Origin of the sequence: Skermanella rosea (assembly GCF_016806835.2) — a bacterium.
GTDB lineage: Bacteria > Pseudomonadota > Alphaproteobacteria > Azospirillales > Azospirillaceae > Skermanella > Skermanella rosea.
In genome coordinates this window covers 2,514,335-2,528,573 of the sequence record NZ_CP086111.1, presented here as the reverse complement: position 1 = coordinate 2,528,573, position 14,239 = coordinate 2,514,335, and the positions used below count along the sequence as shown (strand labels likewise).

The following is a 14,239-nucleotide window of genomic DNA, read 5'->3' as shown; positions in this document are numbered from 1 at the left end:
GGAGGAAGCGCCGCACTATACGGACCGGGAGCGGAAAGTCAAACGGATGTCACCCGGAAAGCCAGCTTCCGGCGTCAACCCCTGCCCCGCGAGGCGTTGACCGACCGGATGTCCGCCAGGAACCGGTCGATCATGGTGCGCAGGTCGCTCGCCTGGCTGGACAGCGTGCCGACCGCGCCGTTGACGTCCTCCGCGGCCTTGCCGGTCTCGCCGGCGCCGTCCCGGACGCCCTCGATGCTGCGCGACACCGTGCGGGTCCCGTCGGCCGCCTGCAAGGCGCTGTCGACGATCTCGTGGGTGGCGCCGCTCTGGTCCCGGACCGCGCCGGCGATGATGCCGCCGATCTCGTTCATCCGGCCGATGATCGACGTGATCTCCCGGATCGCCTCGGCTCCCAGGCGCGTGGCATCCTGCACGGCGGCGATCTGGGCCGTGATCTCGCCCGTAGCGTGGGCCGTCTGGTTCGCCAGATCCTTGACCTCGTGGGCGACCACCGCGAAGCCCCGCCCGGCCTCCCCCGCCCTCGCCGCCTCGATCGTCGCGTTCAGGGCCAGCAGGTTCGTCTTGGCCGCGATGCTGGTGATCAGCTTGACGACCTCGCCGATCTTCCGGGTCGTATCGTCCATGCCGGTGACCAGATCGTTGGCCCGCTGGGCCGACGTGACGGCCTGGCCGGACACCCGCGTCGACTCGCCCACCTGCCGGTCGATCTCGACGATGGCCAGCGACAGGCGCTCCGCCGTGGCCGCCACGGTATCGACGTTGGCGGAAGCCTGGGCCGCGGCGCCGGCGACCGAGTCGGCCTGCTGCTCCGTCTGCTGCGCGACCGCCGAGAGCGACTCCGCGGCCCTTTCGAGCGTGACGGTCGCGGTCGATACCTGGTTCAGAGTCCGGGAAATCTCCCCGTCCAGCGACAGGACGAGCTGTTCCATCGCCTGGGCGCGCCGCTCGCGCTGATCGTGCTCGTGCTTCTGCGCTTCCCAGGACTGGTCCAGCTTGATGCCGTTGTCCCTGAACACCGCCAGCGACTCCACGATGGCTCCCAACTCGTCGCTCCGGGACAGCGCGGCGATATCCACGTCACGCTTTCCGTCGGCGAGCTTCCGGGTAACCGCGGCGATCCGTTCGATGGAGCCGGTGGTCGACCGGCCGATGCGCCAGGAAAATCCGGCGACCGCCACGGCGGCCAGCAGGGTCGACCCCAGGAACACCAGCCTCATCAGGTCGGCCGCGGTCGCGGACCGGTCCGCCTGCCCCCGGGCGTTCTCGACCCCGGAATCGATGATGCCCGCGATCAGGGCATTGAGCTTCCTGTAGTTTTCCTCCAGCGGCCCGATCAGCTTGACCACCCCCCGGAAATCGAATTCCAGCATCGACTCGACGACGTCGATCATCTCCCGGTAGGTGCCCAGCCCCTCGATCGCCTCGTCCAGCCTGCCGCGCTCCTGCGGCTGGGCGTACCGGTCGCGCCAGATGCCGAGATCCCGGATGATCGAATCCAGTTCTCCCCGGATCGCCGTCAGCCGCTCCGGCACGCGTGCGTCGCTGCCCTGGGCGGCCTTGGCGACCACGGTCTGGTAGAGATGGCCGTTCACCCTGTCGATCCGCCCGCTGACCGTGGCCAGGTCGATGCCGCCCCGCAGGTTCGCCTCGACCATCGTCCTGAGGTCGCCGACCAGCCTGCCCAGCCCCGTGTAGCCCACCGTGGCGACGATCATCATCAGGCAGACCGCCAGACCCGGCGCGAGGGCGAACTTGAAGAAGAACGGCAGGTTGGACAGCGTCGGGCGCTTCGCCATGATGGCTTCTCCGGACAGGGTTTCCGACGCGGGACCTCAGTAGTCGGCCCGCACCGAGAAATAGACCCTCCGTTCGACCTCGGGCAGCGAGGTCTCCCGGTGGGTCGTCTGGTTGAACGACAATCCCTCCACCGCGACGGTGATGATGTCGTTCAGGTGATAGCCAATGCGTCCGCTCAGCGTAATCCGGTCATCGACGTCGGCCAGCCCCCACATGCCGGCCCCGGGCCGGTACTGCGGCACCCGGTAGCCGGAGACGTAGTTGGCGAAGAGGTCGGCCTCGAACCCGCCGCGCGTATAGCCGATCCGGCCGTTCACCTTGTTCCGCGGCGTCGAGTCCTCGAAGGCGACGGCCGTCGGATTGCCGTCGTTGTAGGCTGCGATCAGGTCGTCGTCGACGATCTCGAACGCGTAGTTCAGCCCCCAGCGCCAGGCGGTGCCGATTCGGCCGTCCACGCCGACCTCCAACCCCGTCGCGGCGGAACTGCCGACATTGCCGAACAGGAAATCGACCGGGATCGGGAAGGTGGTGAAATCGATCGAGCTGATCCGGGTCGGATCGACGTCTCCGATCAGGTTCTTCGAGGTCTGCCGGTAAAGGCTGAATCGGGCCAGCGCGTCGATCTGCGGGATCTGCCGATCGTATCCCAGCTCATAGTTCATCACCGCCATCGGATCGATATCGGGGTTGCCCGATATCCGGGAATAGATCGGCAGCGGACTGCCGGGACTCGGCGGAAATCCGTCGTGATAGCCGAAGGCCAGCATCGACGGGAGCTGCACGCCCCGCGACGCCATCACGCGCACCGTGTCGAGCTTGGTCGGCCGCCACGCGAGACTGCTGTTGAAGCTGTACTCCGTCAGGTTCTTGTCGTAGTCGTCGTTGATGAACGGCCCGGTGGCGCTGGGGAAGTTGGCCAGGGTCACCGGCCCGCTGCGGTCCAGCCGCAGGTGGTCCACCCGGACCGCGTTGGTCAGCGAAACCGACTTCGTCACCGACCAGTCCCACATGCCGCCGGCGGAGTAGACGTCGTAGGAGACGGTGGCCTCCTTGTGCGGCACGACTTCCATCGTGTTGTGCCGGTACTCGCCGGAGATCCGGAAGCTGTGATCGGTGCCGACCTTGAACAGGTCCTGGAGCTTCGCGACGGTGACGCTGTTGGTGACCGGCAGGTCGGACGAGACGCCGCCGCTGTCCAGGTCGGCCTCCAGCCAGTTGCGGTAGATGGAGGCTTCCCACAGGCCCCAGCCGCTCTCGCCCGTCAGCGACGTGCGGGCGGAATAGGTATCCGTCGTCGCCCGCGACGGCGTGTAGATCGACAGCGTGTCGGTATATTCCAGGTGACTGCGCGTCAGCTCGACGCCCCACTGCATGTCGTCCGTCACCTGGACCAGGCCGTCAAGGCTGAGCGACCGCCGCTCCGGCCCCCGGCGCAGGCTGTCGACCAGCGCGCTCGCCTCGGTGTCGAACTCATCGGCGTCGGAGGCGCCGGCCGATATCTTCAAACCCGCCCTGTCGCCGGCCTTCAGGGTATTGACAAGCGAGACCTGCCGGTATTTCTGCGTCCCGCCGCGCAGGGTCGCCGTGTTCACGTCGTCGTAGAGAGGCGAAAAGGTGATGATGTTGATCACGCCGGCGACGGCGTTGAATCCGAACAGCGCCGAGTTCGGTCCCTTCACCACCTCGATCTGGCGGATTTCCGACAGCTCGACGGGGATCGCGTTCCAGGTCGTGACGCCGTAATGGTCGAGATAGACCTGTCGGCCGTTCACCAGCACCAGCAGCCGGGGCGAGGCCGCCTGGTTGTATCCGCGCACGCCGACATCGGTGGCGCCGTTGCTCCACCGCCAGACATCGACCCCGGCGACGTTCCGCAGGATTTCGGGAATGTCGTTGGCGCCCGACCGGCGGATGTCCTCCGCGCTGATGATGTCCATCGTGACCGGAACTTCGGTCTGCCGCTGCGGTTTGCCGATGGCGCTGGTGGTCACCGGTTCCTTGAACAGCGCCTCCAGGTCTCCGTAGTTGATGGTCTGGGCATTCGCCGGTCCGGTCGCGGTCAGGGCGAGCGCGATGCCGATGGATGCGAGCGGAAACAGGGTCTTCATGGCGGATCCTCGGAGCGTCACGCTAGGCGGGGACGGCATCAGATTTCGATGATGAGCATGCGGAAGGCCGCCCTGAATGCGACCTGGGATTGATCGGCCGCCTGCTTGTTCACCAGGATCTCGACGGCCGGCTGGCTGGCGACCGACATGACGCAGTGCCCCGTGCGCACGCAGCTCGAATCGGTCGAAACGGTGAGGAGACGCTTCGCCCTGGCCGACTCGAAGATGGCGCCCTGGTGCGCCGCCAGCCCCGTGGTCACGAAGACGACGCCGGCCCCGTCGAGCTTCTCGAGCTCGGTGACCGGCACCAGCAGCGGCTCGAGCGTCAGCGAGCCCTCCTTGAAGCCGCCGCCGAGCATGGTGGCGAGCCGGTCGGCCTCGGCCTTGGAGGCAGCGATGTCCGGCGCGAAAACTATCGCCATCTTGGCGGGAGTAGCCGGCTTGGCAGCCAGGAAGCCCAACGACTTGGCGATGACCTGCACATCGTCCAGCGCCACATCGGCGCGAGCCATGGCTGCGGGCAGGCAAAGCAGAACCGTCAGGACAAGCGCCTTCCACTTCATAAGCGTGTCCTCGCTGTTTGGCGGGTAGTTTTCGGAATGCCTCTCGGTTCGAAAGCTATAGTTTGCCTTTGCATGTCTCTAGTAAAACTTAAACGAATATCGTGAATGAAGTTGAACAGGCTGTTTCAAAAATGAAATGCTGCAGCTTGGGCACGTATATTGTTATAAATCGAATTAATACTGAAGCATTCATTTGCCCTTGTCAGGAGTCCCGATTCCGGCCGTCAAACCGCCGCGAAGCAGTATCCCTGACCGTGGATCGTCAGGATCAGCCTCGGATCTTGCGGATCGATTTCGATCTTGCGCCGCAGCCGCCCGATCAGCACGTCGATCGTGCGGTCGTCCGGCGATCCCGGCCGCCTGCTGACGGCGGCGGTCAGGCGGTCACGGTCGAGGATGCTTCCGGGATTGGACGCAAGCGTGACCAGCAGGTCGAACTCGCTGCGGGTCAGCCGGACATTGCGTCCGGCCGGGTCCTGCAGATGGCGCCGCGCAAGGTCCAGCGTCCACCCGTCGAAACGGCAGCTGGCCCCGGCGCCCGATCGCCCCGCCCGCAGACGGCGCAGCAGGTTCCTGACGCGCAGCGCCAGTTCCCGCAGGTTGAGAGGCTTCACCAGATAGTCGTCGGCGCCCAGTTCCAGGCTGAGAATGCGGTCGACTTCCTCCGTCCGGGCGGTGACGACGATGATGCCGAGGCATTCGTCGCGGCGGAGTTGCCCGAGCCTGGTGAAGGCAATTCCGTCGGGCAGCGCCAGGTCGGTGAGCAGCAGATCGAAACGCCGTTCCGACAAGGTCCGGTCCATCTCCCTCAGGCTCGCCGCTTCGACGATATGGTGGCCCTCCTGCCTCAGGACCGCGGCCGTCGCGGCGCGCTCGGATGCATCCCCTTCCACCAGCAGTATGGCATGCCGGCTGGACGCGCCGGTTTCAATGCCCCGATCCATGTCGCTCGTCTCCGGTCGGCCCCGGCGCGGGTGCTCGGTTTCCGGTATTGATAATCCGGGTTCCATCGCCGGACAAGCGACATGCCGTCGGTCCGGCTCTCCTCGGAGGCGAGCAAATGGGTCCGGTCTCCCGCCTATACTATCCTGCGGCGGACCCCGCTGATCAGGTGGATCGCCTCGTGGATCTGGGCGGTTGCCTCGCGCAGGTCGGCGCACTCCAAGTCGTTGCTGTTCGCGATTTCCAGCTCCATCAGGGCGAGGTCGATCTCGTCCGCCGCATCGCTCAGCAGAATTCCCGCCTCGGTCAATCTGACCCGCGTGTTCGCACCTTGAACCGCAAATTGCAAATGCCGAAGCGCACGACGCAGGCTCCGGCCGAACTTCTGGATGCTCATTGCCCTCTCCTATCTGTTGGATAGGGGAATCTCAGCAACCATCGTGCCAGCCCACGGAAGTCTATCCTGAACGTTCAATGGCTATTCTTTAGGCGCGGACCTCTTACGTCCGGTCAATGCCGAAATGATGCCATGGAAAGTCCTGACTTCCTGTTCAGTCATATCCATGCGCTGGAAGCAGTTTCTTATAGATCGAATCATCGACGGCTTCTTCTCAGGCGATGAAAAGAACCGCGAGTTTTCCAGCTCCTCTTCCAGATGGGAGAACAGGTTCACCAGTTCTTCCTTGTTGGCGGGCCGGGTCGCTCCAGTGTGCAGATAGCGTCCCGGCGCCACCTCGCCGGTCTGGTACCATTCGTACCCGATGATCAGGACGGCCTGGGCAAGGTTGAGCGAGCTGAACGCGGGGTTCAGCGGAACCGTCAGGCTGGTATCGGCCAGCGCCAGGTCGTCGTTGAACAGCCCCGTCCGCTCCGGCCCGAACAGCACGCCCGTCGCAAGGCCGGCGGAAGATTGGGCCCGCATCTCCGACGCCGCCTCGCGCGGGGTCATGATCCGCTTGATCATGCCGCGATTGCGCGCGGTGGTCGCGAAGACGTGGGACAGGTCGGCGATCGCGTCCTCCGTCCGGTCGAACAGGCGCGCGTTGTCGAGCACCAGGTCCGCGCCGGACGCGGAGGCCTTGGCGCTGCCGCTCGGCCAGCCGTCGCGCGGACGGACCAGCCGCAGGTCGGTCAGACCGCAGTTCAGCATCGCGCGGGCGCAGGTGCCGATATTCTCGCCGAGCTGGGGCTCGATCAGGATGATCGCCGGTCCGCCGAGCACGGCGTCCCGCTGGGGGTTGGTTCCTGCCATATCTCTATATGTCTGACTGTCTCTATATCAACGGCCGTCCCGCGCCGCGGCGATGCTGGCGCGGTACAGCCGGTAGGTGATGCTGTCGTGCAGCGCGTTGTAGGACGCGTCGATCACGTTGGCCGAGACGCCGACCGTCGTCCAGCGGTCGCCGCAGCCGTCGGTGCTCTCGATCATGACCCGTGTCACCGCCTTGGTTCCGTCGTTCGGCGTCAGGATGCGGACCTTGTAGTCGACCAGCCGGAGCCCCTCCAGGTCCGGATAGGCGGGCACGAGCGCCTTGCGGAGCGCTATGTCCAGCGCATTGACGGGGCCGTTGCCCTCGGCGACGGTCATCAGCGACTGGCTGCCGACATCCAGCTTGATCGTCGCTTCCGACAGGGTGATCAACTCGTCCCGGGCGTTCCAGCGCCGCTCGTCGATGACCCGGAAGCTCTGCAGGCGGAAGAAATCCGGCACCTCGCCCAGGGCGCGGCGGGCCAGCAGCTCGAAGCTCGCTTCGGCGCCGTCATAGGCGTACCCGTCATATTCCCGCCGCTTGACGAGGTCGACCAGATCGGCGACGCGCTCGTCGCGGGCATCGATTTCGATGCCGATCTCGCGGAACCGGGCAAGCAGGTTCGACCGGCCGGCTTGGTCCGAGACGACGATGCACCGGCGGTTGCCGACGCTGGCCGGGTCCACATGCTCGTAGCTCGTCGGGTCCTTCTCCACCGCCGAGACATGCAGGCCGCCCTTGTGGGCGAACGCGCTCTCCCCGACATAGGGAGCGTGCCGGTCGGGCGCGCGGTTCAGCCGCTCGTCCAGCCCGCGCGAGACCTGGGTCAGGCGGCGCAGGCCCTCGGCGGTGATCCCGGTCTCGAAGCCCATCTTCAGCATCAGCGTCGGGATCAGCGAGACCAGGTTGGCGTTGCCGCAGCGTTCGCCCAGCCCGTTCAGCGTCCCCTGGATCATCCTGGCGCCGGCACGCACGGCCGCCAGGGAGTTCGCGACGGCGTTCTCCGTGTCGTTGTGGGTGTGGATGCCCAGGTTGGTTCCGGGAATGCGCTCCGCCACGGCGCGGACGATCCGTTCGACCTCGTCCGGGAGGGAGCCGCCGTTGGTGTCGCACAGCACGATCCAGCGGGCTCCGGCCTCGAAGGCCGCCATCAGGCAGTCAACCGCGTAGTCCGGGTTGGCCTTGTAGCCGTCGAAGAAATGCTCCGCGTCGAACAGCGCCTCGCCCTTGCGCTCCCGGATCAGCCTGATGCTGTCGGAGATCAGCTCCAGGTTCTCCGAACGCGGGATGTTCAGCGCCACGTCCACATGGAAGTCCCAGGTCTTGCCGACCATGCAGACCGCGGCGCATTTCGCACCCACCAGGCCGGCCAGGCCGGGGTCGTTGGCGGCGCTCCGGCCGGGCCGGCGGGTCATGCCGAAGGCGGTGAAGGTGGCGTTCCGCAGCTGCGGCGGGTCGGCGAAGAAGGCGTCGTCGGTCGGGTTGGCGCCCGGCCAGCCGCCCTCCACGTAATCGATCCCCAGCAGGTCCAGGTCCCGGGCGATGGCCGTCTTGTCGGCCACGGAGAAATCGACGCCCTGGGTCTGCGCGCCGTCCCTCAGGGTGGTGTCGTAGAGATATATGCGCTCGCCCATGGTCATGCCCGCTTCCAGGTGGTCCCGCCGGGACCGTCCTCCAGCACGATGCCCTGGTCGGCCAGCTCCTTCCGGATCCGGTCGGCCGCCGCGAAGTCCTTGGACTTGCGGGCCTGCTTGCGCTGCTCGATCAGGTCCTCGATGGCCGCGGCGTCCGGCCCGCCGGCATCGCCGCCGCGGAACCATTCGGTCGGACCCTGCCCGAGCAGGCCCAGCACGCCGCCGGCACCCAGCAAGGCGGCCTTCAGCGCCGCGCGCTCCGCCGGTTCCGTCGCCTTGTTCAGGGCCGTCACGATGCCGTGGACGTGGCTGATCGCCAGCGGCGTGTTCAGGTCGTCCTCCAGCGCCGCCATCACCTCGGCCGGCACCTGGTCGCGGGACGCGGGCACGTCCTCGACCGAGCGCAACGCCGTGTACCACCGGTCCAGGGTCGCCTTGGACTGCTTCAGCCCGTCCCGGGTGAAGTCGAGCGGCTGGCGGTAATGGGCGCCCAGCAGGGTCAGCCGGATCGCCTCCCCGGGGAATTCGGCCAGCAGGTCGCGGACGGTGAAGAAGTTGCCCAGGCTCTTGGACATCTTCTCGCCTTCGACCGTCAGGAAGCCGTTATGGACCCAGTACCGCGCCAGCGGGGCGCCGCCATGGGCGCAGGCCGACTGGGCGATCTCGTTCTCATGGTGCGGAAAGATCAGGTCGAGCCCGCCGCCATGGATGTCGAACGTCTCCCCCAGGTGCTCCTCCGCCATGGCGGAGCACTCGATATGCCAGCCCGGCCGTCCCCGCCCCCAGGGGCTGTCCCAGCCCGGCACCTCGGGAGCGGAGGGCTTCCACAGCACGAAGTCGGCCGGGTCGCGCTTATAGGGCGCGACCTCGACCCGGGCGCCGGCGATCAGCTCGTCCCGGGACCGGCGCGACAGCCGGCCATAGTCCGCCATCGACGGCACGCTAAACATCACGTGTCCTTCGGCCTCGTAGGCGTTGCCGGTGGCGATCAAGCGCCCGATCATCCGGATCATCTGGGCGACATGGGCGGTCGCCCGAGGCTCGACATCCGGCGGCAGGGCGTTCAGCGCGGCCATGTCGTGGTGGTACGCCTCGGTCGTGCGCGAGGTGACGCTGTCGATCTCCTCCCCGCTCTCCCGCGCGCGGTCGATGATCTTGTCGTCGACGTCGGTGATGTTCCGGACATAGCGGACTTGGCCGTACAGCCGCCGCAGCAGCCGGTACAGCACGTCGAACACGACGACGGGGCGCGCATTCCCGATATGGGCGTAGTCATAGACCGTCGGGCCGCAGACATAGAGGCCCACCTTGCCCGGCACCAGCGGCTCGAACCGTTCCTTCTGGCGTGTCAGCGTATTGAAGAGATCCAGCGCCACCGGTCTTTCCTTAAACAGAGCCACTTCAGGCAACCCGGCCGGCGAGCCGCGCTTCCGCCCGCTCGCGACCGATCAGAGGTAACAAATTCTTCAGCTCCGGTCCATGGTCGCGGCCGGTGAGCGCCAGGCGCAGCGGCATGAACAGGCCCTTGCCCTTGCGCCCGGTCGCCGACTTGACGGCGCCGGTCCAGGTGCTCCAGGTCGTATCGTCCCAAGGATCCGCCGGCAGCAGGGCCGCGGCGGCCGAGGCGAACTCCGCGTCCTCGACCACCGGCTCGATCGGCTCGCGGGCGACATGCCACCACTCCGCGACGTCGGCCAGCCGCGACAGGTTCGGCCGCACCGCTTTCCAGAAGGTGGCGTCGATCCCGCCGAAGCCCAGGGCTTGCAGCCGGCCGGCGACCGCCTCGAAAGGCGTCGCGTGGAGCACGCGGGCGTTCAGCCGGGCAAGTTCCTCCGGATCGAACTTGGGGGCGCCACGGGCGACCTTGGCCATGTCGAATTCGGCCGCCAGCTCGGCCAGGCTCATGCGGGCCTCGATCGCGTCCGACGTGCCCAGCTTGGCGAGCAGGCTGTTGATCGCCATCGGCTCGACGCCCTGGTCGTCGCGCAGGCTGGCGACGCTGATGCTGCCCAGCCGCTTCGACAGGCCCGCCCCGGTCGCGTCGGTCAGCAGCGGCAGGTGGGCAAAGCCCGGCACCGGTCCGCCCAGCGCCTGCCAGAGCTGGACCTGCACCGCCGTGTTGGCGACGTGGTCCTCCCCCCGGATGACGTGGGTGATGTCCAGCTCGATGTCATCGACGACCGAGGACAGCGTGTAGAGCGTCCGCCCGTCCTCGCGGATCAGCACCGGGTCGCTGAGGTCCCGTCCGTGGAAATGCTGCGGGCCGCGCACCAGGTCGTCCCATTCCACCGGCTCGTGCTCCAGCAGGAAGCGCCAGTGCGGCGTTCGACCCTCGGCTTCCAGGCGCGCCCGGTCGGCATCGGCCAGCCGCAGCGCGGCACGGTCGTAGATCGGCGGCAGGCCACGGCCCAGCAGGCTCTTGCGCTTGAGCGACAGTTCCTCGGCGGTCTCGTAGCAGGGATAGAGGCGCCCCGCCCCCTTCAGCCGCTCGACCGCCGCCGCGTAGCGGTCCAGCCGGTCGGACTGCCGGGCGAAGCGGTCCCATTCAAGGCCCAGCCAGCGCAGGTCGCGCTCGATCCCGGCGGCGTAGTCGGCCGTCGACCGCTCCAGGTCGGTATCGTCGAGACGCAGCAGGAAACTGCCTCCCTGGCTGCGGGCGAACAGCCAGTTGACCAGCGCCAGGCGGATGTTTCCGACATGGAGCTGGCCGGTCGGGCTCGGCGCGAAACGGACGGCGACGCTCATGGATCCCTTCGGGCTTCCGGAACACGGGGGCGGCACGGATAGCACACCGCGGCCCCGTGCGAAACGGCGGAAACCCGGTCCCTCCCCCGCCTACTCCACGTCCACCTTGAGCTTCATCTTGGGATGGATGCCGCAGAACACGTGATAGGTGCCGGGTTCGGTGAAGGGCAGGCTGACATGTTCGCCCGGTTCCTGGTACCCGCTGTTGAAGTCCATGCTGTCCTCGAACACGCGGATATTGTGAGCCCGCGTGTCCTGGTTCTGGATCGTCAGGGTCTCGCCCACCCTGATATGGACATGGCGGTGGCTGAACCGCTTGTCCTTCTGCACGATCGTCAGCGTATCGGAGGTTTCGGACTCCGGCGCCGAGGTGACGGCAAGACTGTCCGCCGCGGTCGCGGGATCGGGGCTGAGACTGTGGAGGAAAGCCACCAGGTCGGCCTTCTCCCGCTCGGACAGCGCGTCGATCCTCGGCAGGTCGGGCGACAGAGTGTCCCGCCGGACGATCCCGCTACGGTAATGCTCGACCACCCCTTCCAGCGTCCCGATCGAGCCGTCATGCATGTAGGGGGCGCGGTCGGCGACGTTCCGCAACGGCGGCGTCTTGAAGGCGTGGTTCAACTCCGGCAAGCCCAGGATCGCGCCGCGGCCGAGGTCCTCGCCGGGCAGGCCGATGTCGTGGAAGGCGTGGTCGGTGAACTGCCAGCCGGAATGGCAGGAGGAGCAGCCGGCGGGTCCGGTGAAAACCTGGAAGCCCCGCTTCGCCTCCTCGCTGATGGCCCCGCCGTCACCGCCGACCCAGCGGTCGAAGGGCGTCACGCCGGACACCAGGGTTCGCTGGAACGTGGCAAGCGCCTTGGCGACGGTGACCGGCGTGATCCTCGGGTCCTCCGGGAAGGCCCGGGCGAACAGGGGCGGATACTCCGGGTCGACCTCCAGGGTCCGAACCATGCCTTCCAGGGTCTGGTTCATCTCGCGCGGGTTCTGGACCGGGCCTAGGGCCTGTTCCTCCAGGCTGCCGGCGCGGCCGTCCCAGAAGAACAGCTCGCCCCAGGCCGCGTCCTGGACCGAGGGCGTCCGGCGCCCCAAGGGCGTTCCGTCCAGTCCCTGGTGGGCCGGCACCCCGTCCTGCCAGCCGGAAACAGGCGCGTGGCAGGTGGCGCACGACCGGTCTCCCGCTCCGGACAGGCTGGCGTCGAAGAACAGCTTGCGGCCCAGTTCGGCCTTCGCCTCGGTGAAGGGGTTGTCGTCCGGAAAGGGAACCGATCCGGGCCTGACATAGTCGGCCAGCACCGATGCCACCGCCGGATCGAATTTCCGTTCCGCCAGGGCGGGCATGCCGCCCAGCAGGGTGCAAACCAGGCTGCCGATCAGGACGTGGAAAGGATCGATCGCGGAAAAGCGCATACCACTCGAGGCCTCGGAACGGGCAAATCACCGTGGCTACTACACTACTGCAAGTCACTCGCATTAGCGATGCGACGGAATGCACCCCTGCCAACGGCGCAGCGCGTCACAGGATCGACGTGAACCCATTGACGACCGGCAGCCTGTGGCCGGTGCCGAAGCCTTGGCCGCTGATCCTGACCCCCGGCGGAAGCTGGCGGCGCTGGTGCTCCGCCCAGGCCACCAGGCGCCAGACCTGTTCCACGGCCACCGGGTCGTGGTCGCGGTCCAGGATCTCGGCCACGCTCATCTCCCGGTCCAGGAGGCAGCGCAGGATGTCGTCGAGCAGGTCGCCCGGGGGCAGCGCCCATCCCGTGTCCCGACCGGTCCGCCGCCCTATCACGGCCGTATCGGTGATGACCCGCTCGGGCACCACGCGGCCCGCCGGCCCCTTGGAATCGTCGGGAAGGTTGCGGTTGCGCCAGTTGGCCAGCGCCACGACGGTGGTCCGGTAGACGTCCTTCAGCACGGCGAAGCCGCCCCACAGGTCCCCATGGAGCATCGACCGTCCGACTGCCACGTCGGTCCGCGTGGCCGACGACAGGGCGATCGCATCGAACTTCTCCGCCAGGGCCAGCAGGACGGCACCGCGCAGGCTTCCTCGAAGGTCGTCATCCGCCCTGTCGGGATCGCGGCCGGCGAAGGCCGGGGCGAGCATGGCATCGGCCGCCCGCAAGGCCGGCGCGATCGCGATCTCGTCGATCTTGCAGCCGAGCAGTTCCGCGACCTCAGCGCCGTCCTCCAGGAACTCCCGGCCGGTGTCGGGAGACGGCAACAGGATGCAGTGGACCCGGTCCGGACCCAGCGCATCGACGGCCAACGCCGCCGTCAACGCGCTGTCGACGCCGTCGGTCAGGCCGACCAGCACGCCATTCCGTTTGCTCTTCCCGATATGGTCGCGCAGCCCCAGCATGAGCGCCTGATATGCCGCGGCCAGCCCGGACGGCGGGGCCGACAGTTCCCCCTCGTGGCAGATCCAGGCATCGTCACCGCCGCGTTCCCACCGGGCCACCGTCAGGCTTTCCCGGAAAGCGGGCGCGTGGATCCGCAGCGCGCGATCCGCGCCCAGGACGAAGCTCGACCCGTCGAACACCAGTTCGTCATGCCCGCCGACCTGATTGACATACAGCAGCGGCAGCCCGGTCTCGGGGACCCGGGCCACGGCGAGGTTGATCCGGCGGTCCTGGGTGTCCAGGTCGACCGCGTCGCCCCCGGCGACCACCAGGATTTCGGCTCCGCACTCGCCGAGCGCCTCGGCGACGTCGGCCGTCGCCATGTCGTCGGCGATCATGACGCCCAGGCGGACACCCCGGAAATTGACCGGACCAGGGACCGGACCGGACGCGAACAGGTGCCGCTCGTCGAACGGGATCCCGTTCGCCAGCACATGCTTGGTCCGGATGGTGGCCACCCGGCCGCCGTCCAGCATCAGGACGGCGTTGCAGACCTGCCCATCCACCCGCCAGGGGGCGCCGACCAGCACACCGGGCCCGCCATCCTTCGTTTCCCCGGCGAATTCCCGGACCGCCTGCTCGACCGCGTCCAGGAAGAACGGCTTGAGGACGAGCTGCTCGACCGGCTGGCCCGAGACGCCCATGGCGGCGCAGACCATCAGGTCCGCCCCGCGCGCGGACGCCTCCGCCCGCGCCGCGCGGATACGGTCGATGTTCTGGTCGATGGCGCCCGTGGTCGGGTTCAGCTGGGCCAGGGCGATGGCGAGGAGGTCGGTCATGGCGATGCCGGCATCAGGA

The 14,239-nt window shown here is 67.6% G+C and carries 11 protein-coding genes; all 11 read right to left on the bottom strand.

Annotated elements, in window-relative coordinates; translation table 11 throughout:
- Positions 1 to 74: 74 nt before the first annotated feature.
- Positions 75 to 1,799 (bottom strand): methyl-accepting chemotaxis protein, encoded by a 1,725-nt coding sequence (locus tag JL101_RS11560; protein ID WP_203095198.1) that lies wholly within the window; start codon positions 1,797 to 1,799, stop codon positions 75 to 77.
- A 36-nt stretch (positions 1,800 to 1,835) separates the two neighbouring features.
- On the bottom strand, positions 1,836 to 3,908 hold the full coding sequence (locus tag JL101_RS11555) for a TonB-dependent receptor plug domain-containing protein (protein WP_203095197.1): 2,073 nt from the start codon (positions 3,906 to 3,908) through the stop codon (positions 1,836 to 1,838).
- Positions 3,909 to 3,946: 38 nt separating this feature from the next.
- Positions 3,947 to 4,471 carry a YfiR/HmsC family protein gene (locus JL101_RS11550; RefSeq protein WP_203095196.1) on the bottom strand — a complete coding sequence of 175 codons (525 nt, stop codon included), beginning with the start codon at positions 4,469 to 4,471 and terminating at the stop codon, positions 3,947 to 3,949.
- 224 nt (positions 4,472 to 4,695) lie between these two features.
- Positions 4,696 to 5,415: a response regulator transcription factor gene (locus tag JL101_RS11545; protein WP_203095195.1), complete on the bottom strand. Its 720-nt coding sequence runs from the start codon at positions 5,413 to 5,415 to the stop codon at positions 4,696 to 4,698.
- Between the two features lie 134 nt (positions 5,416 to 5,549).
- Entirely contained in the window at positions 5,550 to 5,810 is a 261-nt protein-coding gene (locus JL101_RS11540; RefSeq protein WP_203095194.1) for a hypothetical protein, read from the bottom strand.
- Between the two features lie 81 nt (positions 5,811 to 5,891).
- A complete protein-coding gene (locus tag JL101_RS11535; RefSeq protein WP_203095193.1) occupies positions 5,892 to 6,665 on the bottom strand; it encodes an RNA methyltransferase in 774 nt (257 codons plus the stop codon).
- 27 nt (positions 6,666 to 6,692) lie between these two features.
- Positions 6,693 to 8,303, bottom strand: coding sequence for a citramalate synthase (gene cimA / locus JL101_RS11530; RefSeq protein WP_203095192.1), 1,611 nt, complete (start codon positions 8,301 to 8,303; stop codon positions 6,693 to 6,695).
- Positions 8,300 to 9,673, bottom strand: coding sequence for a cysteine--tRNA ligase (cysS, locus tag JL101_RS11525; protein ID WP_203095191.1), 1,374 nt, complete (start codon positions 9,671 to 9,673; stop codon positions 8,300 to 8,302). The genes cimA and cysS overlap by 4 nt, the downstream gene beginning before the upstream one ends.
- Positions 9,674 to 9,698: 25 nt before the next feature.
- Positions 9,699 to 11,042, bottom strand: coding sequence for a glutamate--tRNA ligase (gene gltX / locus JL101_RS11520; protein ID WP_203095190.1), 1,344 nt, complete (start codon positions 11,040 to 11,042; stop codon positions 9,699 to 9,701).
- Positions 11,043 to 11,132: 90 nt separating this feature from the next.
- The gene (locus JL101_RS11515) at positions 11,133 to 12,449 is read right to left on the bottom strand and encodes a cytochrome c peroxidase (protein ID WP_203095189.1); all 1,317 of its coding nucleotides are present in this window, start codon (positions 12,447 to 12,449) and stop codon (positions 11,133 to 11,135) included.
- Between the two features lie 106 nt (positions 12,450 to 12,555).
- Entirely contained in the window at positions 12,556 to 14,220 is a 1,665-nt protein-coding gene (locus JL101_RS11510) for an NAD+ synthase (protein WP_203095188.1), read from the bottom strand.
- Between the last annotated feature and the right edge of the window lie 19 nt (positions 14,221 to 14,239).

Coding starts and splice junctions, on each gene's coding strand:
- JL101_RS11515 (WP_203095189.1), bottom strand. CDS start 12,449: ATGCGCTTTTCCGCGATCGATCCTTTCCACGTCCTGATCGGCAGCCTG.
- JL101_RS11560 (WP_203095198.1), bottom strand. CDS start 1,799: ATGGCGAAGCGCCCGACGCTGTCCAACCTGCCGTTCTTCTTCAAGTTC.
- gltX (WP_203095190.1), bottom strand. CDS start 11,042: ATGAGCGTCGCCGTCCGTTTCGCGCCGAGCCCGACCGGCCAGCTCCAT.
- JL101_RS11555 (WP_203095197.1), bottom strand. CDS start 3,908: ATGAAGACCCTGTTTCCGCTCGCATCCATCGGCATCGCGCTCGCCCTG.
- JL101_RS11550 (WP_203095196.1), bottom strand. CDS start 4,471: ATGAAGTGGAAGGCGCTTGTCCTGACGGTTCTGCTTTGCCTGCCCGCA.
- JL101_RS11545 (WP_203095195.1), bottom strand. CDS start 5,415: ATGGATCGGGGCATTGAAACCGGCGCGTCCAGCCGGCATGCCATACTG.
- JL101_RS11535 (WP_203095193.1), bottom strand. CDS start 6,665: ATGGCAGGAACCAACCCCCAGCGGGACGCCGTGCTCGGCGGACCGGCG.
- JL101_RS11540 (WP_203095194.1), bottom strand. CDS start 5,810: ATGAGCATCCAGAAGTTCGGCCGGAGCCTGCGTCGTGCGCTTCGGCAT.
- JL101_RS11510 (WP_203095188.1), bottom strand. CDS start 14,220: ATGACCGACCTCCTCGCCATCGCCCTGGCCCAGCTGAACCCGACCACG.
- cimA (WP_203095192.1), bottom strand. CDS start 8,303: ATGACCATGGGCGAGCGCATATATCTCTACGACACCACCCTGAGGGAC.